The organism is Bacillus sp. JH7 (genome assembly GCF_001563515.1).
Taxonomy (GTDB): domain Bacteria; phylum Bacillota; class Bacilli; order Bacillales; family Bacillaceae_G; genus Bacillus_A; species Bacillus_A cereus.
In genome coordinates this window covers 221,097-242,613 of record NZ_LPUS01000022.1, presented here as the reverse complement: position 1 = coordinate 242,613, position 21,517 = coordinate 221,097, and the positions used below count along the sequence as shown (strand labels likewise).

Genomic DNA, 21,517 nt, shown 5'->3' with positions numbered 1-21,517 from the left:
ACATTTTGGTCATTTTATAAAAGGGGGAGAAATTATGAAAGGGAATCAGTTACTTCGGAAAGAGTTCATGGAAATTATAAAAAGTAAAAAAATATTAATTCCAATTATTGCGGTCTTATTCGTACCGATTTTATATGCAGGGATGTTTTTGTGGGCCTTTTGGGATCCGTATAAACAGTTAGATGACTTACCAGTTGCAGTAGTCAATTTAGATAAAGGCGCAGTATTTGATGGGAAATCAATTGAGGTCGGAAAAGGGCTCGTTGATAATTTAAAAGATAATAAAAGTTTTAAATGGGAGTTCGTAAGTGAAAAAGAAGCGAAGAAAGGAATGGAAGGTAGAAAGTATTACATGTTAGTGCGCATTCCAGATGACTTCTCAAGTAACGCTACAACGTTACTAAAAGACAATCCAAAGCCATTAAACTTAGAGTACATTCCAAACGAAAGCTTAAACTTCTTATCTTCACAAATTGGAGGAACAGCCATTGAAAAAATTAAAGGTGAAGTAGCAAGCACGTTAACGAAAACATATGCAGAGAAAATGTTTGATTCCATTCAAGACGTCTCAAAAGGATTAGCAGATGGGGCGGAAGGAGCAAATAAACTACAAGACGGATCAAGTGAGCTGCATGATGGTTCAAGTAAAGTGACGGATGGCCTTCATACACTGCAAGGGAAATCTGGGGAGATGAAGGATGGCGTTGGGAAACTATTTGATGGATCTGGGAAAGTGACAGCAGGTTTAAATACGTTAAATAGTAAAACAGGTGAGATGCAAATAGGTATCGGAAAATTAGTAGATGGATCCGGAAAAGTAACAGATGGTTTACATGTACTGAATAGCAATGCGGGTATCGGGAAATTAGTAGACGGATCCGGAAAAGTAACAGATGGTTTACATGCACTAAATAGCAATACAGGTATCGGGAAATTAGTAGATGGATCAGGAAAAGTAACGAACGGTTTAAATACGTTAAATAGTAAAACAAGTGAGATGCAAACAGGTATCGGAAAATTAGTAGATGGGTCAGGAAAAGTAACAGACGGTTTAAATACGTTAAATAACAAAACGGGTGAAATGCAAAAAGGTATTGGCGAATTGCGTAATGGATCTGAGAAAGTGACCGGTGGTTTGAACAAATTAGTAAGTAAATCCGGTGAATTAAAAACAGGAACAACTGATTTATCAAATGGTATGGAACAACTGGTTGGGGGACAAAACCAATTAGAGGTAGCTTCTCAAAAAATTGAAAAGGGTTTGCAAGATTTAAATAGTAAAGTGAAAAATTCTGCTGCAGGTTTAGAGGAAATACAGTCGAAAGGCCCTTCTATATTGAATACAGTAAATGAGAAAATAGATGGAGCTGGGGCGAATGTAAATCAGTTAAATGAACTTACGCAATCAACAGCAGGAGATGCAAAAAATGCAGCGCAAGATGTAGCGAATTTACAAAAGCAAATCGAGAGTTTACCGAAAGAATATCAAGAGCAGTTACAACCATTTATAACAAGTGCTGCAAAAAGTACAGCTACAGTTCAACAAAAATCTACCGGAGTAGCAGGTGGAACAAATAAATTAAATGAAGAAGTAAAACAATTAAAAGGCGAAATAAATCAAAAAACAAGTGATGCACAAAACAAACTACCGAATACAGCGAAATTGGACTCTTTAACAGAGGGTATTGAGAAATTAGCCAGTGCACAAAAAGGATTTGTTGAAAATTTCCAAGGGTTTGGTAAGAATTTAAATGTAGCAAAAGAAGGCGCAAATAAATTTAAAAATGAATCCGATCAATTAATTGATGCGATAAATCAATTAGCAGATGGCTCTGGTCAAGTAACAGGCGGTTTAGGTGCATTATCTGTAGGAGCAAATCAAATGGCAGGTGGTGTACATCAATTAGCAGATGGCTCAAGTCAAGTAACAGACGGTTTAGGAACATTGTCTGCAGGAGCAAACCAAATGGCAGGTGGAGTAAATCAATTAGCAGATGGCTCAAGCCAAGTAACAGGCGGTTTAGGAACATTATCTGTAGGGGTGTCCAAATTAGCAGATGGCTCCGGTCAAGTAACAGGCGGTTTAGGAACATTATCAGCAGGGGTATCCAAATTAGCAGATGGTTCAAGCCAAGTAACAGGTGGTTTAGGAACATTATCTGTAGGAGCAAATCAAATGGCAGGTGGAGTAAATCAATTAGCAGACGGCTCCGGTCAAGTAACAACAGGCTTAGGCACATTATCAACTGGCTCAACCCAGCTAATCGATGGCGTTAATAAACTAGCAGACGGATCAGGAAAAGTAACGGATGGTCTCGTAAAAGTAAACGATGGTTCAGGTGAACTTGCTGAGAAACTTGGCGAAGGAGCAGAAAAAACTGGTGAAGTAAAAGGGACGGATAAAACGTATGATATGTTTGCAAGTCCTGTAAAAGTGAAGACGGAAAAAATAGCGGAAGTTCCAAACTACGGAACTGGATTTACGCCGTATTTCTTATCACTCGGTTTATTCGTTGGGGCATTACTACTATCTATCGTATACCCATTACGCGATACAGTCGGTGTTCCAAAATCAGGGTTTAGCTGGTTTATTAGTAAGTTCGGTGTTTTACTATCCGTCGGTATTATTCAAGCGATAGTAGCAGATGTTATATTACTGTTCGGATTAGGTGTAGAAGTACAAAGTATTCCGTACTTCATACTCTTTAGCATCGTTACAAGCTTAGCATTTATCGCATTAATTCAATGTTTAGTAACAGCATTCGGTGATGCAGGCCGTTTTATCGCCATCATCACATTAATTATGCAGCTTACAACAAGTGCTGGAACATTCCCACTAGAATTGATTCCGAAGTTTTTACAACCATTCAATGCTTGGTTACCGATGACATACTCTGTATCAGGATTGAAAGCAGTCGTATCGAGTGGAGACTTTGACTTCATGTGGAAAAACATAGGAATGCTCATGATCTTTATCGTTGTATCATCACTTGGAACAATCGCTTCCTTAACTTTGATGCACAAACGACAATTTAAAAATGTTGCTGAAAATCAATCGGTTGAAGCGTAGATAAAAGCACCTTTTTGGTGCTTTTTTATTTTAATAGAGGGCATCTTTTCCTTAGTTCATCTATAAATCTTTCTAAAAGCTATAGAAACGAAAGAAAAGGAATTACAACAATTTACAGAGAAACATAGGGTAGAAGAGTTGATATGATGAAAGGCAATCTTACTTATTATTTTATCGTAAATCCGCTAATAATCTTTCTTGTTTATGCCCTTTCACCTATATTGTTTGATAAAGAAGTATATACAAGTATGAAAGATGCATTTGGAATACTTACGTTCTATTATGTGTTAATGGGTGGATATTACTTTATTGATATTTTAAGTGAAAAGATAAAGAAAAAAAGTGATGGAGGATAAAAAATGACTGAAAGTGAAATGAAATTCCGTGATACGACCATTCGTAACTTTTTCGATAAAGAGGAGCGCTTAAAATCGATTCCAGGTCAAAAGAAGAAGAAACTAGTATTGTTAGAGCTTTTAATTAGCAAGTTAGATGCTGGAAATCAATATACAGAAAAAGAAATTAATACATTTATAAAACAATATCATGATGATTTTTGTACAATTAGACGTGAATTTATTGTACATAGGTTTATGGATAGAGAGGATAATATGTACCGTATAAACGGGAGAGAAGTTTGGACGAAGTGGGAGGAGTTAAAATAATGAATCAGCGAGGGGATCCCCGCTGATTATAAGCCTGTGCTAGTCTTGCTGTTTCTTTGTAGTAAGTCTATGAACGCTTCAACATTCGAACTTGTAATGTATCCAAGCGTTATATATTCATCTTCATAGTAAAATATTATTTTTTTGTCAAAGATTCTTCTCTTCGTTTCTATGGATAGAATTTTTTCGTAATCAAATTCGGCAATGAATGTGTTTTTATATTGGCTAAAAAAGAGAAGTCTTTTATTAGTAGCAAGTAACATGCCAGGATACGGGACTTTATGCGTAATCATATAGCCAGTAAGTGAACATTTTAAAGTAGATAAAATCTTTTCTTCTTTATGTAATAGTTGTTTTGCAGCTGTTAATATTGGATTCATTGCATACATTCCTTTTATTTTGATGTATGAATATTGTATCAAGAGTAAAAAGATTCTCAATATGCAATATTGCATATTGGACGTTTTATAGTTTTAATATTATTTTTTAAAAGAAAAAGTACGAGGTGATTCAATGATACGATTAGCAAAAGAGGCTGATGCAGAAGCAATAATGAACATTAGAAAAGAAATTATATTATCGGAAAATACTACAAAGTTTTTCATAGTATCTCCAAAGAAATTACCGAATGATATTGATGCAGAAAGAGAAAAGATACGGAAAAGTAATGAGAAAGGTAATCTTTATATTGTGTATGAAGTAGATTATAAGGTGGTAGGCTTTTTACTTTTCAACCGATATGAACTAGAACGGTTACAACACGCAGGCACAATGGGAATGGGGATTAAAGAGGCGTATTGTAATCAAGGCATCGGCACGAAATTAATTGAATTTCTTATTAGTTGGGCTAAAGGGCAGAAAGGTTTAGAGAAAATTTGCTTAGGTGTAGTTTCTGTTAATGATCGGGCAATTAAAGTGTACAAACGTATGGGTTTTGTAGAAGAAGGAAGGCAACGAAAGCAAATTAAATATGAAGATGGATCATATGGAGATGATGTATTGATGGGCTTTTATATTAAATAAAGAATATATGGTATTAAGAAAAGGAATGTACATAACGTAAATTTCTAAAAGCAGTATATTGCCCCTGCATTAACAGACTTTTACCTATGTATAATATTAATATAGTAAAATCATAACAACCGATATTGCAGTTTCCAATAATATACTATATAATCAATTTAAGAAAACGTTTTCATGCAAAGGGGGAGAATTTCGTGTCGACTATAGAGGACGTGGCGAAATTAGCAGGGTTATCAAGGACAACGGTTTCTAGGGTGATTAATAATCATCCATATGTTTCAGATGAGAAGAAAAAAAGGGTTCAATTAGCAATGAAGCATTTAGGCTTCGTTCCTAATTCTGCGGCGAGAAGGCTTCGTAAACAAAAAACGGAAACAATTGCGGTGCTAGTTCCAAGGATTACAAATCCTTTCTTCAGTAGATTTATTGAAGCAATCGAGATTGCTGCTTCTGAACATAAATATAAACTGATTATTTGTCAAACAAGATATTTACCGGAAAAAGAGATGGAGTATTTACAATTATTATCTACGAAACAAGTAGATGGGATTATTCTATGTTCACTAGAAAATCCGTGGGAAGATGTAGAGCCATACTTACAGCACGGTCCAATCGTGTTGTGTAATGAATATATTGAGGAAGCAAATATTCCAACAGTGAAGTTTGATCATGCGCAAGGAGCATACATAGCTGCGAAGCATGTGTTAGATCAAGGATATCGTAATCTTATTTTTTGCCGTGGTAACGAAACCAAAGTCGTTAGCCAGCAGCGAAAAATGGGCTTTTTACGTGCAATAACTGAGAAGAGCCGCCAAGTAGAAGCGATTGACTTTCTTGAAAACGCTTTCTCTTGGGAAGATGGAAAACGAATATTCCATGAAGTATTAAAGGACAAAAAAAATCCTACCGCGATTTTGGCAGGAGGCGATGAGGTAGCAGCTGGAATTATCTCAGAGGCGAAACGCCATAACTGGAGCATTCCAGATGATCTCGCTGTTATCGGTTTTGATAATCAAATATTATCGCAGATTACAGAACCAGGTATTACGACAATTGAACAGCCAATTGATGAAATGGCCAGAAAAGTTGTCGACCTGATGATGGATAAAATCCATACGAAAAATTATCGGAAAAAAGAATTGTATGAGTTTGAACTGGAGCTCTTGGTGAAAGGTTCAACGATGAAGGATAAGATGTTATTAGCCTAGTAGACTATGTCTGCTAGGTTTTTTTATGTTCAAAAACTACTATTCTTCGTGAACGCAATCATCACATTTGTTATGGTATGCTTCGTGTTGCTCATCAATTTCTTTCCCGCAGTGCGCACAAGTTTTCGTCGGTAAATTTCTGAAAAACTCCATTGGTTGATCGATCATGTCAATCCCTCCATTTCCATTTCTTACTATCATTGTATTAGTACAAAAAATAAAAGTCAACAACTGTTTTATAACAAAATTGAAAATTAATGAAAAAGTTTAGGAAATGGATTATAGTTAACAATGTAGGATGTAAGTAAAACATGCATTTCTACTCGGTTTTAGAAAGGATGGATACATATGAAAATGACTGTTGTCGGCTTTTGGGGCGGCTTTCCAGAAGCGGGAGAAGCAACGTCGGGGTATTTGTTTGAACACGATGGTTTTCGTTTACTTGTGGACTGTGGTAGTGGTGTACTAGCACAGCTTCAAAAATATATAACACCATCTCATATAGATGCAGTTGTACTGTCACACTATCATCACGATCATGTTGCGGATATCGGGGTATTGCAATATGCGAGATTAATTACGAGTGCGACAACAAGGCAACTACCGGAATTACCAATATACGGTCATACGTTTGACGAGAATGGATTCCATTCTTTAACACATGAACCACATACGAAAGGAATCGCGTACAATCCAGAAGAAACACTTCAAGTTGGACCGTTCTCGATTTCGTTCTTAAAAACTGTTCATCCTGTTACATGCTTTGCGATGCGTATTACAGCTGGAGATGATGCTGTAGTATACAGCGCTGATTCAAGTTATATTCCTGAATTCATTCCATTCACGAAAGATGCTGATCTTTTCATTTGTGAGTGTAATATGTATGCACATCAAGAGGCTGCAAAAGCAGGGCATATGAATAGTACAGAAGTAGCAAGTATTGCAAAAGATGCGAATGTAAAAGAACTTTTATTAACGCACTTACCGCATACAGGCAACCCATCTGATTTAGTAACAGAAGCAAAACAAATTTTCAGTGGCCATATTACGTTAGCGCATAGTGGTTACGTATGGAACTCATGAGGTGATACGATGTTATTTATTGATAATAAAGGGATTACAGATCCTAGAATAAACTTAGCGATTGAAGAATATTGTGTGAAGAATTTAGATATTAACGAAACATATTTACTGTTTTACATTAATGAGCCTTCGATTATCATTGGTAAAAACCAAAACACAGTAGAAGAAATTAATGCAGATTACGTAAAAGAAAAAGGTATTCATGTCGTTCGTCGTCTATCAGGCGGAGGCGCAGTATATCATGATTTAGGAAACTTAAACTTCAGTTTTATTACAAAAGATGATGGAGACAGTTTCAGCAACTTCAAAAAATTTACTGAGCCTGTAACGAAAGCGCTTAGTAAATTAGGTGTAAATGCAGAACTAAGTGGTCGTAACGACATTTTAGCTGAAGGTAGAAAAATTTCGGGTAATGCGCAGTTCGCAACGAAAGGTCGTATGTTCAGTCACGGTACGTTACTATTTGACTCTGAAATCGATCACGTCGTATCAGCGTTAAAAGTAAAAATGGATAAAATCCAATCAAAAGGTATTAAATCAATCCGTAGCCGCGTTGCGAACATTACAGAGTTCCTAAACGAAGAAATGACGACAGAAGAGTTTAGACAACTTCTTCTAGAAACAATTTTCGAAGGAGAAACAGAAATCCCAACGTATGAATTAACAGAAGAGGATTGGAAAGAGATCCATAAACTTTCTGAAGAACGTTACCAAAATTGGGATTGGAACTACGGAAAATCACCGAAGTTCAACTTACAACATTCACACCGCTTCCCAGTTGGACAAGTTGACGTTCGTCTTGAAGTGAAAAAAGGAACAGTAACAGAATGCAAAATTTACGGCGACTTCTTCGGTTCACTAGATGTTCATGATATTGAAGAGCGTCTAACAGGCGTTCAATTCGATAAAGATGCATTCACTGTAGCTTTAGAAGGCGTAGATATCGCACGTTACTTCGGTAACATTACAACAGAAGATTTCTTACATTTATTTTTCTAAAAATAAGGGAGGTTGCCATAACGGGCAGCCTCTTTCTTTTTGTGTAGATTGTCAGATTTTGTCGGTAAGTCGATATAACTGGAAAATCGCTGATATAAATGGAGTTGCGCTGATATATTTGAAAAATCGCCGATATAAATCGAGCTGCGCTGATATAACTGAAAAATCACTCATATAATTTCATTTACCACAAAACATAAAATCACAGGACATTTGCCCTCGTAAAGGAATATATATATTCAAAAGGAGGCGAATCGAAATGAAAAGGGTAATGTACGTTGTATTATTACTCAGCTTCGCCGTCGGAATGACAGCGTGTAACAGTGGATCGCCCTCAAGTCGTACAATTTTGTCTATCGGAAAACCAGCGGAGGATAATGTTATATATTTTACGCATACAGATAACAAACGAAAGATACATGATATACAAGACATGTTTCAAAATAAGAAGTGGAAAAGAAATGAAACATTCAGCACTGTTAATAAAACACCAGATGTCGTCTTATCAATAGATGAAGACAATATAGGGTTACCGGCATTATATGTTACAGTTTATTTTCATGAAGATGGAGCGGATGCTCTTAACTTGCACGGGGAGCATACGACATTAAATAAAGAAGAACTTGATAAACTTAGAGAAAAGATGAGTGCATATTATCCTAAAATGATTTTTGGTCTAGTGTTATAAATTACTTGTAAATAAAATCCCCTTATTTTTCCAAAGTAAACTAAGAGAAGGTGATCTGTCTATATGCAGTTAATAGAATATCACTTGCCACTTTAATTTTCTTTTAATATAATTAATTTAGAATTTTTAAATATTCTAAAATTTATAAAGGTGGGGTTTTTGTGAATCTCGTTCAATCTTTGGCTGAAACGGCAAAAAAGAAGGGGGAAAAACCGGCTTATATATTTATGGATCAGTCGGTCTCATATGACCAATTAAACAAAATGGTCACAAGGTTTTCTAGCAATTTAGCAGAAATGGGCATTGGAAAAGGGGACAATGTCGCATTAGTTGTTGGGAACTCACCACATTTTTTGGTCGGTTTATACGGAACAATGAAAGCCGGAGCAACTGTTATTCCAGTTAATCCAATTTATACAGCAGACGAAATGCATTATATTTTACAAAATGGAGATGTAAAAACAATCATCGTACTCGACGTCCTTCTACCTGTTATACAATCTCTTACAACAAGACTTCCTTCATTAGAAAACATCATAATATGTGAAACCTCATCAGATTTTAACCATACAGAAACCGAAAAAATGAAAACGTTTACTAGTTTTGTGGGGACTGGAGATACAACTTACGAAGGTCCTGAACTAGATGAAGAAGATGTAGCGGTTATTCTATACACTTCGGGCACAACTGGAAAACCGAAAGGCGCTATGTTAACACATAAAAATTTATATAGTAATGCGAACGATGTGGCGTCGTATTTACAATATACGGCTGATGACCGCGTTGTTGCGGCACTGCCTATGTTCCATGTATTCTGTTTAACAGTTGCGGTAAATGCACCGATTGTGAACGGGGCAACGATTTTAATGTTACCGAAATTTAGTCCGAAAGAAGTATTCCGTATTTGTCGCACGTACGAACCAACGATCTTTGCTGGCGTACCGACAATGTACAATTATTTATATTTATTTGAAGAAGCAAGCGCAGAAGATGTGAAGACGCTTCGTCTTTGTATTTCCGGTGGTGCATCGATGCCTGTTGCTCTTCTGCAAAACTTTGAAAAACGTTTTAACGTTATTGTTTCAGAAGGATACGGTTTATCAGAAGCATCACCAGTTACTTGTTTCAATCCGCTAGATCGTCCTCGTAAACCAGGATCAATTGGCACAAATATTTGGCATGTAGAAAATAAAATTGTAAATGAACTTGGGGAAGAAGTACCTGTCGGCGCAGTCGGCGAATTAATCGTTCGCGGACCTAACGTTATGAAAGGATACTATAATGCACCAGAAGATACAGCTGCGACATTGAAAGACGGCTGGCTATATACAGGTGACTTGGCGAAAATGGATGAAGAAGGTTACTTCTATATCGTGGATCGTAAAAAAGATATCGTCTTAGTTGGCGGTTATAACGTATATCCTCGTGAAGTAGAAGAAGTATTATATACGCACGAATCAGTAGCGGAAGTTGTCGTAATCGGTGTTCCTGATGAAAACTTAGGAGAAGCTGTGCGAGCGTACGTCGTTTTGAAGCAAGCAAACGTAACAGAAGAAGAACTAATGCATTACTGCACGTTACATTTAGCGAAATATAAAGTGCCGAAAAGCATTGAGTTTTTAATAGAATTGCCGAAGAATACGACGGGTAAGTTGTTAAGAAGAGCATTGAGAGAGAAAGCGATGCAAGTGTAAAAATGAGGCAACCATCTTTGGAGGTGGTTGCCTCATTTTTTTTGTATTGATTAAGCGGTGGTGCCATATATTTAAACCTGTATATGACCAACAAGGAGGGGACATACGTAGAACAGAAGAAATTAACGCTTACGTCGGGTGCAATATCTTATTTGTGAAATTATGAATGAACTCTGAAAATGATAAGAACGGTAATTTTAATCAAAATGGAGTAATGGACCGTGAATCAATGGCTACGGTGTTAGTAAATGCATATAAATTAGAATGGAATGAAAATAGTAAGTTACCAAAAGAATTTGCTGATTTGAAAAATCATTGGGCTCGAAGTATGCCAATATTTTAGTTTAATAAGAAAATTCAAATTCCAAGTTGACACATATGAATTACAGAATTAAAATGAAAAGAAATCGAATACAATACATTAGAAGCTAATCAGATAAACTGAAGGCGCACAATGTTCACGTTTGTGAATATATTGTGTGCCTTTTTCTATTGTATAAACTAAGGGGGCTTAACGATGAAAAAGTGGGGTAAGACAGCGTTTATGAAAAGTACAGGTGTTTTATTATCAGCAGTTGTACTTTTATCAGGGTGTGGTTCGGCAACATCCACTAGTAATTCTGAAGGAAGTGGAGATAAAAAAACAGTTGAGCTTTTAAATGTTTCTTATGATCCAACGAGGGAGTTATATCAAGATTTCAATAAAGATTTTGCGAAGTATTGGAAAGAGAAGCACGGGCAAACAGTAAATGTAAAACAATCACACGGGGGATCTGGAAGTCAAGCGCGCTCTGTTATTGATGGCTTAGAAGCAGATGTTGTTACACTAGCACTTGCTTATGATATTGATGCGATTAGTAAGAAAAAACAATTAGCAGAAGATTGGCAGAAGCGACTTGCGAATAATTCCACTCCATACACGTCAACAATTGTATTTCTTGTTCGAAAAGGAAACCCGAAAGGTATTAAAGACTGGGATGATTTAACGAAAAAAGGTGTGTCTGTCATTACACCAAACCCAAAAACATCAGGCGGGGCACGTTGGAACTATTTAGCGGCGTGGGGATACGCACTGAAAAAATATAATAATACTGAAGATAAGGCGAAAGAGTTTGTTAGCCAAATTTATAAAAACGTAGAAGTATTAGATTCAGGAGCGCGCGGAGCAACGACAACATTTGTTGAAAAAGGAATTGGTGACGTATTAATCGCATGGGAAAATGAAGCGTTATTATCCCAAAAAGAGCTTGGAAAAGATAAATTTGAAATTGTAACCCCTTCTATTAGTGTACTTGCAGAACCACCAGTAGCGGTTGTAGATAAAGTCGTTGATAAAAAAGGAACGAAAAAAGTAGCAGAAGGGTATCTTGAATATTTGTACTCAGAAAAAGGACAGGAAATTGCGGCAAAAAACTTTTATCGTCCACGTAATGAAAAAGTAGCAGAAAAATATACATCTCAATTTCCGAAAGTTCAATTATTTACAGTAGATGAACTATTTGGTGGCTGGAAAAAAGCGCAGGAGAAACACTTTAATGACGGCGGCGTATTCGATAAAATTTATCAAAAATAATGCGTACTGCTAAAGGGGGATGAGGTGAAAGAGGATGAGGAAGAAACGTGTTTTACCAGGGTTTGGATTATCGCTTGGATTTACAATGTTGTACATGAGTTTATTCGTACTTATACCACTTTCTATCGTATTTATTCAAACTTCACAGTTAGGTTGGAAGAAGTTCGCTGGGGTTATAACGAACGAGCGTGTGTTGCATTCCTATCAAGTTAGTTTTACAACTTCATTTGCAGCTGCTATTGTAAATGCCATTTTCGGTTTATTAATAGCATGGGTGCTCGTACGCTACAAATTTCCAGGAAAAAGACTATTAGATGGACTCATTGATTTACCGTTTGCACTTCCGACAGCTGTAGCTGGTATTACACTTACAACGCTTTATGCGGAAAATGGATGGATTGGGAAAATATTTAGTCTGTTTCATATAAAAGTAGCTTTTACACCACTCGGAATTATCGTTGCGCTTACTTTTATCGGTTTACCATTTGTCGTTCGAATGGTGCAACCAGTGCTGCAAAATATTGATAAAGAAGTAGAAGAGGCAGCTTCGAGTTTAGGTGCATCCCGCTTACAAATATTTGTGAAAATCATTTTACCAGAAATCTTTCCCGCTCTTCTTGCCGGTTTTTCACTCGCATTTGCAAGAGCATTAGGAGAATACGGATCTGTCGTTTTCATCGCAGGTAATATGCCGATGAAAACAGAAATTGCACCACTGATGATTATGACGAAACTAGAACAATATGATTACGCGGGGGCAACAGCTGTAGCGACCGTGATGCTTATTATTTCCCTCCTTTTCCTTCTTCTTATTAATATGATTCAAAGCTGGAGTAGAAGGCATGAACTAAAAAGTGAATAGGAGGAGAGAAAATGGAACCAACATTATTAGAAAAGAAAATAGTAAAAAGCGTATCAGCTAAAAAAGAATCTAAGCTTGTACCAGGCGTATTAATTACGATTACAGTTTTATTTTTATCTCTCTTTCTATTACTGCCACTCATAACTATTTTTCTAAAAGCCTTTGAAAGAGGGATGGATGTATACATTGCCGCTATTACAGATCAAGAAGCATTTTCAGCAATTAGATTAACGCTTCTCGTTGCGTTAATCGTTGTGCCGCTTAATACGATATTTGGGGTAGCGGCCGCGTGGCTTATTACAAAGTTTCAGTTTAAAGGAAAACAAGTATTACTCTCTCTTATTGAACTGCCGTTTGCTGTGTCACCAGTTATCGCAGGATTAGTATTCGTTTTACTTTTCACACCGAGGGGTGCTCTTGGCGAATGGTTACTTGAACATGGAGTGAAAATCATTTTCTCTGTACCAGGTATTATTATCGCAACAATCTTTGTAACCTTCCCGTTCGTTGCACGTGAATTAATTCCGGTTATGCAGGCGCAAGGGAAAAGTGAAGAAGAGGCAGCTTTATCACTTGGCGCAAGTGGCTGGAAAATGTTTTGGCGCGTTACGCTTCCAAATATAAAATGGGGTCTTTTATACGGCATGATTCTATGTAATGCCCGTGCTATCGGTGAGTTTGGAGCCGTTTCTGTCGTATCAGGTCACGTGCGTGGCATTACGAACACGATGCCGCTCCATATTGAAATTTTGTACAATGAATATCAATTTTCAGCAGCATTTGCAGTAGCGACGTTAATGTCATTAATTGCAGTGTTTACACTCGTTATAAAAAACTGGATTGAATGGCGAATGGAAAAACGACAATAAGGGGGATTACGGTGAGTATTCAAATTCAAGGTGTATCAAAGCAATATGGTACATTTCAAGCACTAACAGACATTCATTTGGATATTCCAAAAGGTGAACTTGTTGCCTTATTAGGCCCGTCAGGTTCTGGGAAAACGACGTTATTACGCATTATTGCAGGATTAGAAGAAGCGGATGGAGGTTCTATTTCATTTGATGGAGAAGATTTAACAGACATTCACGTGAAAAACAGGCAAGTCGGTTTCGTCTTTCAGCACTATGCGCTCTTTAAACATATGAATGTATTTGAGAATGTCGCTTTCGGTTTAAAAGTAAGAAAGAAAAGCTTAAGACCGTCAGCAGAAGCGATAGAAGAAAAGGTAACAGAATTATTAAAGCTCGTAAAAATGGATGACTTTGCTAAACGTTATCCAGCGCAATTATCTGGTGGACAACGTCAACGTATTGCACTAGCCCGGGCACTTGCAGTCGAACCGAAAATTTTATTACTTGATGAACCGTTCGGTGCACTCGATGCAAAGGTGAGAAAAGAATTACGAAGATGGCTCCGAAAATTACATGACGAATTTCAAATTACGAGCGTATTCGTAACGCATGACCAAGAAGAAGCGTTAGACGTTGCAGACCGTATCGTTGTAATGAATGAAGGTCGCATTGAACAAATGGGAACACCGGAAGAAGTATATGAAAACCCAGCAAGCCCGTTCGTTTACGATTTTTTAGGAAATGTAAATTTATTTCACGGCCGCGTTCATAAAGGAAAGCTAAATGTAGGATCGGTCGAACTAGAAGCACCAGAGCATAAGCACGTTTCCAACGTAGACGGAATAGCCTACGTAAGGCCGCATGACTTATCAATCTCTCGTACGAAACAAAGCATAGATGCAATCCCGGCAAAAGTATCTTATTCTCACGCAGTCGGACCTGTCGTATATGTAGAATTAAAACGAGACGGAACAGATGAATATTTAGAAGCAGAAATTACGAAAGAACAGTTCAAGCAGCTGAACATTCAAGCGGGTGATTTCGTATACGTACAGCCGAAAGAAGTGAAAGTGTTTATTCCGGAGGATTTTGTAATTTAAATAAAAACCGAACCACCATCTAAATGGAGGTTCGGTTTTCTTTATTTTTTCTCTACTAATTTCTTATTCTTCCAATCTAGTGTGAACAATTTATTAAATGTTTTTTGATCAACGTCTTTTACGTTGTTTCCAACCCAGTTTGCAGTTCCGAATGTGAAGCCTGGACGAAGTTGGTAGTCATCGGCGTGTTTTGTATAAGCGACTTGTAAGTTAGATTGATCTGTATTTTTTTCAGAGATAACAACAGCAATCATACCAGGAGAGAAACCGCTATTTGTTAGCGCTGGAAGTTGATCCATCGGTATTAAATTACCTTTTGCATCAGATTCATATAGGTATGTGCGAGAGTACATGAAAAGTTGGTTTCCATATAAAGAATGATAGGAGTCACGTGTGTAAATACCCCAGTTTTGATTGTTATATCCGTTAAAGAATACGTTCCACTTTACGTTTTTGTTTGTTTGGTCAATTAAATTTGTTTTATAACTAGTTTGTTTATAGCTTACAGAGTCAGACCAAGTGACTTGACCAGTTGCACCAGCTTCACCGCTAGGGCCATTAGGCGTTACAGAAGCTTTAACAGAGCCACCAAGTTGATAAGATACGCTAGATGTTACAGTCGTTTCTTCTACAGCATTTGTAGGTGCTACGTTAAAGAAACGAGCGCTGTTATCTTGAAGGTTAAATGCAACATCATATTGTGAAGGATAACGTAATGTTGCACTAGCGCCAGGGATTGGGTAGTTATCAATAGGTGCATCACTTATAGTAGGATTTGCTTTTAGAAAACTACCAGTTGTATTAATAACGGCAATCTGTTTATCAGCGCTTGGGTCATCGATAAAAGTTACCTTTAAAGACATTGTCATATTATCAGCTTGATCATTATTAAATGTATTATAGCTCGTATGTGTTTTTGCGTTTTGTCCGATATCTGTTACAACTTGCGATGTTGTTTGAGCATAAGCAGCAGGTGTTGAAAGAGTTACAGCGCTACTAGCAAAAACAGCGGATAATGCTAAACATTTTAAGTATGTTTTAGAACGTTTCATACAATCACTTCCTTTTATCTTTGTCGATATATGTCGTATTACATTTATATCGTAACATGAAAATAAAACGGAATGGATGGTTATGCATAATTGCATAGGTGAGTTTTGAACGATAAAGATAATAGAATTTCATCCAACACTTAAGACTCAAAAATGTCCATTACAGCCGTTCTTAAAAATTTTAAGATAATATGTTTATCAATGTTCTTATTCTGAAGATTGAAGCGCTTAATATTTACGTTATAAGTGCATAACAAGTTATAATAAAAGAAATCAATAAGGAGGCTGGCTGTGAAGAATCTTCGTTATCTCAATATATTTACCATATTAATTATATACACACTACTTATGTTTTACATCGGCTGGAACGGATGGGTTTGGCTTCATGCGGTATTTGGCTGGGAATCTTGGGGATATTATGCTTTTATAGTCGCATTTATTTCATATGCGTACATTCTCGTGCAAGTGTTTAAGTTTTTGCCATTTCTGCGAACGATAGGTTCGATTTGGTTTGCGGTTATACAATATGCGCTTATGCTGTTGCCATTAGCTAATATTATGGTCTTTCTTTTACAGTTTTCAGTAGAGAAAGAAGCGGCAATTATTTGGACAGGAACGGCCGTGTTACTTGCGTTTATCTTTATTTTTGCATACGGAGTATTCAACGCATATAGCCCAGTAGTTAGAAAGTACGAGGTGCACATACCGAAAAAAGTAGAGGGACGTAAAAGTTTACGCATTGCGATGGCTTCTGATATGCATTTCGGTAAACTGTCTGGCGTTTCGCATTTAAAAAGGCTTGTTCGTCATGTAAATGAGATGGAACCTGATATTATTTTACTGCCAGGTGATATTATCGATGATCATCCAGGTGTGTTCATTCAAAAGAATATGGGACCAATCATGAAACAAATGAAAGCACCATTAGGCGTATATGGTGTTTTAGGGAACCATGAATACTATGGTAGAGCGGTTCCAGAGTTTTTACAAGAGATGGATAAGATTGATATTCGTATTCTTTTAGATGAAGTAATTACAATTGAAGATGACTTTTATCTCGTTGGAAGAAGAGATAAAACAGAGCGAGATCGTCAAAGCTTTGAACAATTAATGAGTACGGTAGATAAATCGATGCCTGTTATCGCAATGGATCACCAGCCATTTGAGTTGAAACAAGCAGCAGCGGCAGGTGTAGATTTATTATTATCCGGTCATACGCACCGCGGACAAATGGCGCCCAATCATATTGTAACGAGAAGAATGTACGAGCTAGACTGGGGATACGCACAAAAAGGCGCGTTCCACGCAATTGTTTCTTCTGGATTTGGGTTTTGGGGACCACCGCTTAGACTTGGTAGTAGGTCGGAGATTGTGCAGGTAGAAGTTACATTTGAATAGGGGTTATGAAATAGAGAGCTGATGGCTCTCTATTTTTTTTAATAAAAACAAATAACAATAAATATTTATGTTGGTGCTAATTTCATAAAAGAGATAAGATTATAAGACTCGATTAAAATAAAGGGGGATTGTAAGTGATCATATCAGATGTACTATACGGAGAATTTGAAGTGGATCAAGTAGTAGAAGAATTAATTTCAAGTAAGTCTATGCAAAGGCTAAAAGGTATTCATCAAAATGGCGCAAGTTACTTAATGAACGAGAAATGGAATGTAACGCGCTTTGATCATTCAGTTGGTGTTATGTTATTAGTTAAAAAATTAGGTGGTTCAGTAAAAGAACAGATTGCTAGTTTACTGCATGACGTATCGCATACTGCTTTTTCCCATGTGATTGATTACGTTTTTGATAATGAAGATGAAAGTTATCATGAAGAGATATTTAGTTCTGTTGTGAAAAACTCAGAAATTCCAGCGATTCTTGCGAAGTATGGTTATAACTATGAAGATATTTTGTTAGATGATTCGAAATGGACGTTACTCGAAAGGTCAGCACCAGAATTATGCGCAGACAGAGTGGATTATACATTACGAGATATGTATACATATGGGTATGTTTCTTTAGAAGAAGTTCACAGTTTTTTAGAAGATGTCATCGCTGTAGATGGGAAAATGGTTGTTCAAAGTGTCGAAATGGCAGAATGGTTTACAGAAACGTATTACAAGGAAGTAATCGATTTCTTTATGGAACCAATGAATATTTACGGAAATGATATGTTAGCGAAAACGTTAAAGGTAGCTCTTCATAAAAGGATTATTCATGCAGATGATTTTCTTCTTGAAGATGAGGAGCTTATTTCAAAATTGCAACAATGTAATGACCCCGAAGTAGAAGCTTTATTAAGCAAAGTTCATCGAAATGTAAAAGTAAAAGAAGATAGAAACGATTATGATTTACATCAGAAAAATAAAGTGCGTCTTATTGATCCGCCGTTACTTCGTGAAGGAAAAATCGTTCAGTCGTCTGTTGTGTCAGAAAACATAAGACAGATGAGTGATATTGCTTATGAAAAAGCGGTGAGAGGGATGTATGTGAAATTGATTTCGGAATAAAAAAGAAGTAGCGCATCTTTTTTAGAGCGCTACTTCTTTTTTATTAATGATCAAACCAATTCCAAATCTCAATATCTCCAAGAGTCGCATAACGTACGTGCGGGGAGTTTTGTAATTTTAATAACTCTTTCGATGGGCCAGTAATAACAATTCCGTATACTTTTACACCGTTATCCTTTACATATTGATAACGTTTATCTAAGTTTAGTTCTTTCTCAGAAAGCGCTGCTATTTTGCTTACCGTTTTTTTATGGATAGAAAGAACGCGCATCATTTCGGTTACTTTGTCTTCTTGCGTTTTCTGCCCGTCAGTTTCATTATCGAGGAATCTTACATGTTCTGGAAACCCTATAGCTTCTCCGCCATGTAGGATATAGTCATCTACATTTTTTCTTTCTTGTCCTGTATCTAAAGCGTACCATACAGGAGTTGGAGGGAGTTCTTGTGCCTCGAATATGCTATATAAAAGCGGTTCTAATTCTTTTAAAGTGTAAGCTTTATCAAAAGAAATTGCTACTTCTGCAACGGTTCCATCATGTACTTTTGCAAGTGTATCCCATACTTTTTTTGATGAATCCTTTAAATAATCACCCTGCTCTGTTTTGGGATGAACAAAGAAGAGTTTTGGTTGATAGAACGGATTCATCCAAGTTTGCTTCGTGATATCTACAGATGATAAGAAGCTTTTTGTTTCTATTGTACCAAGTGGCATTTCTTTTTTACCGACGGTTCTTACTAAATCAAATTGGCTATTTGTACGGAAAAAAGCTTCTACACTTGTTCCGCCTCCCATAACGCGGCTATTTGGGATAGTTGCTTCAAGTGCAAGCGAAGGAACCTCTCTAATTTCTTTTAGCCTTTTATCATTATTAGCTTGAAAATAAAAGGCTGATAATACCCCGCCGATTATATAGATAACGATGCAAATTGATAATATAAAACCAAACGTTTGTAAACGATGTTTCCACTTAATTCTCCAAAAAGGAATTTTAAGATCTTTTGGAGGTAACTTTTTCTTAATTGGTTCTGTTTTTGTTAACAGCTCATCTAAGTAAGCTTCACACTCTTCACATGACTCAATATGACTTTCTAACAGTTCTTGTTCATCATGCGTGAGCGTTCCATTTTCATACTTCTTCCATAGTTTTTTAAATTCTGCACAGCCCATCTGTATCACTCCTTTATGCTTTTTATTTCTTTTCGTCCCCTGTGTAATTCAATTTTCACTTTCGCTAATGAGAGACCAGTCATTTCTGCTATTTCCTTATAGGAGAATCCATAGTAATCTCGTAGTAGTAGGACATTTCGTCTTTCGAGCGGAAGAGAAGATAAACTGTCTAACCAACTAGCAATCTCATGTTTTACGAAATATTCATGTTCTGTACTTGGCACGTTTGGTAAATGGAATTCTTCCACTGTAGTTGTGTTATACTTTTTTTCTTTTCGATACCAATCGATAAAGGCGTTGTAGGCTATTGTAAATAACCACGGCCTAATTTCTTCGCCTTTATAATAATCAATATGGACGAGCATTCGGTAAAATGTTTCTTGCATGAGATCTTCCGCATAGTGGGAATCTCCGGTTAGGGAGAGAAGATAGCGAAATAAATCATGCATATGCTCTGAGTAAATTTCTTCTAATGATTGTTTGCGTTTCACTACATTTCCCTCCCTTCATACATAACAACGAAATACATATAAAAAAGTTACAATTTTTTATGGAATTATAGTAAAAAACGTCAAGAATTGGATTGTGTTCTCTTTTATCATAATACATATAAGGCGGGTGAACAGAGATGGAAAGCTATGAAACACAAATTCAAAGGTCAATTGATTATATTGAGGAAGATGTAATGGAAAAACAAACGCTGCGTAATTTAGCGCGGGTTGCAGGTTTTTCTGAGTCGCATTTTCATCGTGTATTTCAGGCGTTAGTAGGTGATACAGTAATGGAGTATGTTCGAAAGAGGAGGTTAGCCCGGGCAGCTTATCAACTTTCTCATACGGATGAAAAAGTTATTGATATCGCATTTGAGCATGGCTTTCAATCTCACGAAACGTTCACGAGAGCCTTTAAAAAATTATTTCAAATGACACCGAGTGAATATCGAAAACAAGAAATCGAAACACCGATGTATTACAGAGTGAATGTAAAGCAAAGAAAATTAAATCCGTATTTAGGAGGCATACAAATGGAATATCGTATTGTAAATAAACCAGAATTTTTAATGGCAGGTTATGAACTGAAGACGACAAGTAAAGAGGGGAAGAACCATCAAGACATCCCAGCATTTTGGCAAGAATATTTACAAAAAGATCTTGGAACAACGATTCCGAATCGTAAAGATACGAGCCAATGGGTAGAGCTTGGATTATGTACTGATTTTAATTTAGAAACAGGGGACTTCACTTATATTATTGGAATGGAAGTTACAGACTTTGAAAATGTACCAAATGAAATTGCAAAGCGTACTTTCCCTGCAGCAACATATGCAGTATTTACAACGCCGAAAGTTCCTCATAAAGAAATGGTATCGTCTATTCACCAAACTTGGAATGCAGTATTCTCAGAATGGTTTCCGCATTCAGGGTATGAACATTGCGGAGTTACAGAGTTTGAACTGTACGATGAGCGTTGCCACGAAGATAAGAGTGAGTTTGCACAAGTAGAGCTTTGGATACCGGTGAAGAAAAAATAATAAGGTAAGAGCGAATCATTGGGAGATGGTTCGCTTTTTCATAAAAGGAGAAATGGGAATGAAGCAAAACTGGATGATAGAAAGAGAACTAGAAGAAGGAGCTATTTGGACGTTAATAGGATTGAAATTTCCAGATGAGAAAAGTTCGGAGTTAGTAATAAGCAATCATCCGGATATTAATTTTACGGAAGTCGAAGTATTAGTAGAAGATGTACAACAAACGTATGAGAGTTTAAAAGATAATAAAGATGTAAAGTGGATTCGCGAACCATTTCCAACAGAATCAGGACATGTTGCAGTAATGGAAGCACCTGATGAGAATGTGTTTGTGTTAGTAGGGAAATAGCTGAAATATGGAGTGACCTTTCATAGTGAGTTATGAAGGGTTATTTTTACTTTGTATAGTAGTAGAGGAAGTAGGTTAGTATTGTCGATTT

22 protein-coding genes and 2 pseudogenes are annotated in these 21,517 nt (G+C 36.7%); 18 read left to right on the top strand and 6 right to left on the bottom strand.

The features are described from left to right. Positions 1–34: 34 nt before the first annotated feature. From AU379_RS21785 to AU379_RS21775, 3 genes are all read left to right on the top strand, one after another. Positions 35–3,070, top strand: coding sequence for a YhgE/Pip family protein (locus tag AU379_RS21785; RefSeq protein ID WP_061139710.1), 3,036 nt, complete (start codon positions 35–37; stop codon positions 3,068–3,070). Positions 3,071–3,213: 143 nt separating this feature from the next. Then, positions 3,214–3,426, top strand: coding sequence for a hypothetical protein (locus tag AU379_RS21780; protein WP_001986098.1), 213 nt, complete (start codon positions 3,214–3,216; stop codon positions 3,424–3,426). Positions 3,427–3,429: 3 nt separating this feature from the next. Then, positions 3,430–3,735 (top strand): DUF2087 domain-containing protein, encoded by a 306-nt coding sequence (locus AU379_RS21775; protein WP_000140301.1) that lies wholly within the window; start codon positions 3,430–3,432, stop codon positions 3,733–3,735. Positions 3,736–3,761: 26 nt separating this feature from the next. Here AU379_RS21775 and AU379_RS21770 read toward each other — a convergent pair whose 3' ends face one another. Continuing rightward, positions 3,762–4,115: a PH domain-containing protein gene (locus AU379_RS21770; RefSeq protein WP_001068217.1), complete on the bottom strand. Its 354-nt coding sequence runs from the start codon at positions 4,113–4,115 to the stop codon at positions 3,762–3,764. A gap of 133 nt (positions 4,116–4,248) precedes the next feature. Here AU379_RS21770 and AU379_RS21765 point away from each other — a divergent pair, with 133 nt between their 5' ends. Both AU379_RS21765 and AU379_RS21760 read left to right on the top strand, forming a co-directional pair. Beyond that, positions 4,249–4,758, top strand: coding sequence for a GNAT family N-acetyltransferase (locus AU379_RS21765; RefSeq protein WP_000620018.1), 510 nt, complete (start codon positions 4,249–4,251; stop codon positions 4,756–4,758). Positions 4,759–4,952: 194 nt separating this feature from the next. Next, the gene (locus tag AU379_RS21760) at positions 4,953–5,966 is read left to right on the top strand and encodes a LacI family DNA-binding transcriptional regulator (protein WP_000103715.1); all 1,014 of its coding nucleotides are present in this window, start codon (positions 4,953–4,955) and stop codon (positions 5,964–5,966) included. A gap of 39 nt (positions 5,967–6,005) precedes the next feature. Here AU379_RS21760 and yhfH read toward each other — a convergent pair whose 3' ends face one another. Continuing rightward, on the bottom strand, positions 6,006–6,134 hold the full coding sequence (gene yhfH, locus AU379_RS21755; protein WP_000567010.1) for a protein YhfH: 129 nt from the start codon (positions 6,132–6,134) through the stop codon (positions 6,006–6,008). Between the two features lie 180 nt (positions 6,135–6,314). Between yhfH and AU379_RS21750 the strand changes: the two genes are divergently transcribed. The 9 genes from AU379_RS21750 (at position 6,315) to AU379_RS21710 (ending at position 14,819) form a co-directional block, all read left to right on the top strand. After that, positions 6,315–7,049, top strand: coding sequence for an MBL fold metallo-hydrolase (locus tag AU379_RS21750; RefSeq protein ID WP_000784690.1), 735 nt, complete (start codon positions 6,315–6,317; stop codon positions 7,047–7,049). Positions 7,050–7,058: 9 nt separating this feature from the next. Continuing rightward, positions 7,059–8,048, top strand: coding sequence for a lipoate--protein ligase (locus AU379_RS21745; protein ID WP_061139709.1), 990 nt, complete (start codon positions 7,059–7,061; stop codon positions 8,046–8,048). A 259-nt stretch (positions 8,049–8,307) separates the two neighbouring features. Beyond that, positions 8,308–8,736, top strand: coding sequence for a hypothetical protein (locus AU379_RS21740; RefSeq protein WP_000832615.1), 429 nt, complete (start codon positions 8,308–8,310; stop codon positions 8,734–8,736). Between the two features lie 161 nt (positions 8,737–8,897). Beyond that, entirely contained in the window at positions 8,898–10,430 is a 1,533-nt protein-coding gene (locus AU379_RS21735) for a fatty acid--CoA ligase family protein (protein ID WP_001055200.1), read from the top strand. A gap of 166 nt (positions 10,431–10,596) precedes the next feature. Beyond that, the gene (locus tag AU379_RS21730; protein ID WP_002004618.1) at positions 10,597–10,773 is read left to right on the top strand and encodes a hypothetical protein; all 177 of its coding nucleotides are present in this window, start codon (positions 10,597–10,599) and stop codon (positions 10,771–10,773) included. 174 nt (positions 10,774–10,947) lie between these two features. After that, the gene (locus AU379_RS21725; RefSeq protein ID WP_000758704.1) at positions 10,948–12,003 is read left to right on the top strand and encodes a sulfate ABC transporter substrate-binding protein; all 1,056 of its coding nucleotides are present in this window, start codon (positions 10,948–10,950) and stop codon (positions 12,001–12,003) included. A gap of 34 nt (positions 12,004–12,037) precedes the next feature. Next, a complete protein-coding gene (gene cysT / locus AU379_RS21720) occupies positions 12,038–12,865 on the top strand; it encodes a sulfate ABC transporter permease subunit CysT (protein ID WP_001227879.1) in 828 nt (275 codons plus the stop codon). An 11-nt stretch (positions 12,866–12,876) separates the two neighbouring features. Further along, positions 12,877–13,734, top strand: a complete 858-nt coding sequence (gene cysW, locus AU379_RS21715) for a sulfate ABC transporter permease subunit CysW (protein WP_000433831.1) — start codon at positions 12,877–12,879, stop codon at positions 13,732–13,734. An 11-nt stretch (positions 13,735–13,745) separates the two neighbouring features. Continuing rightward, positions 13,746–14,819, top strand: a complete 1,074-nt coding sequence (locus tag AU379_RS21710; protein ID WP_000027091.1) for a sulfate/molybdate ABC transporter ATP-binding protein — start codon at positions 13,746–13,748, stop codon at positions 14,817–14,819. 41 nt (positions 14,820–14,860) lie between these two features. On the opposite strand, the gene cytK2 is transcribed toward AU379_RS21710, so the two are convergent. Both cytK2 and AU379_RS31255 read right to left on the bottom strand, forming a co-directional pair. Next, positions 14,861–15,871, bottom strand: a complete 1,011-nt coding sequence (gene cytK2 / locus AU379_RS21705; RefSeq protein ID WP_000830627.1) for a beta-channel forming cytolysin CytK2 — start codon at positions 15,869–15,871, stop codon at positions 14,861–14,863. A 143-nt stretch (positions 15,872–16,014) separates the two neighbouring features. After that, positions 16,015–16,128 (bottom strand): annotated as a pseudogene (locus tag AU379_RS31255) (TetR family transcriptional regulator); the annotation flags it as partial. A gap of 34 nt (positions 16,129–16,162) precedes the next feature. Between AU379_RS31255 and AU379_RS21700 the strand changes: the two are divergent. Then, complete coding sequence (locus AU379_RS21700; RefSeq protein ID WP_000793739.1) at positions 16,163–17,269, top strand: metallophosphoesterase; 1,107 nt, start codon at positions 16,163–16,165, stop codon at positions 17,267–17,269. A 134-nt stretch (positions 17,270–17,403) separates the two neighbouring features. Further along, complete coding sequence (locus AU379_RS21695; protein ID WP_000587072.1) at positions 17,404–18,381, top strand: HD domain-containing protein; 978 nt, start codon at positions 17,404–17,406, stop codon at positions 18,379–18,381. A 43-nt stretch (positions 18,382–18,424) separates the two neighbouring features. Here AU379_RS21695 and AU379_RS21690 read toward each other — a convergent pair whose 3' ends face one another. Next, the gene (locus tag AU379_RS21690) at positions 18,425–19,549 is read right to left on the bottom strand and encodes an anti-sigma factor (RefSeq protein ID WP_000501655.1); all 1,125 of its coding nucleotides are present in this window, start codon (positions 19,547–19,549) and stop codon (positions 18,425–18,427) included. 5 nt (positions 19,550–19,554) lie between these two features. Next, a complete protein-coding gene (locus AU379_RS21685; protein ID WP_000823990.1) occupies positions 19,555–20,040 on the bottom strand; it encodes an RNA polymerase sigma factor in 486 nt (161 codons plus the stop codon). 137 nt (positions 20,041–20,177) lie between these two features. Here AU379_RS21685 and AU379_RS21680 point away from each other — a divergent pair, with 137 nt between their 5' ends. Together AU379_RS21680 and AU379_RS21675 are read left to right on the top strand one after the other, a co-directional pair. Further along, complete coding sequence (locus AU379_RS21680; protein ID WP_000446853.1) at positions 20,178–21,080, top strand: AraC family transcriptional regulator; 903 nt, start codon at positions 20,178–20,180, stop codon at positions 21,078–21,080. Positions 21,081–21,129: 49 nt separating this feature from the next. Beyond that, positions 21,130–21,426 (top strand): annotated as a pseudogene (locus AU379_RS21675) (VOC family protein); the annotation flags it as partial. Between the last annotated feature and the right edge of the window lie 91 nt (positions 21,427–21,517).